Below are 238 nucleotides of genomic sequence, written 5' to 3'. Positions count from 1 at the left end.
GATCCAGCTGACGGCTGGTGGAGTCCAGCGGGTCAACGGCCGGGTAGATACCCAGAGACGCGATCTGACGGCTCAGTACCACGGTTGCGTCAAGGTGTGCAAAGGTGGTGGCTGGTGATGGGTCAGTCAAGTCATCCGCAGGTACGTATACCGCCTGAACGGAGGTGATAGAACCGGTTTTGGTAGAGGTGATACGTTCCTGAAGAACACCCATCTCTTCCGCCAGGGTCGGCTGGTA

At 58.0% G+C, this 238-nt stretch carries 1 pseudogene; it reads right to left on the bottom strand.

The features are described from left to right. Positions 1-238: pseudogene (locus V0R37_RS23200) on the bottom strand (F0F1 ATP synthase subunit beta); the annotation flags it as partial.

Origin of the sequence: Pollutimonas rozaliensis (assembly GCF_048751585.1) — a bacterium.
Classification (GTDB): domain Bacteria; phylum Pseudomonadota; class Gammaproteobacteria; order Burkholderiales; family Burkholderiaceae_B.
Note: the sequence above shows the minus strand (reverse complement) of the source record. Positions and strands in the feature narration are given on the sequence as shown.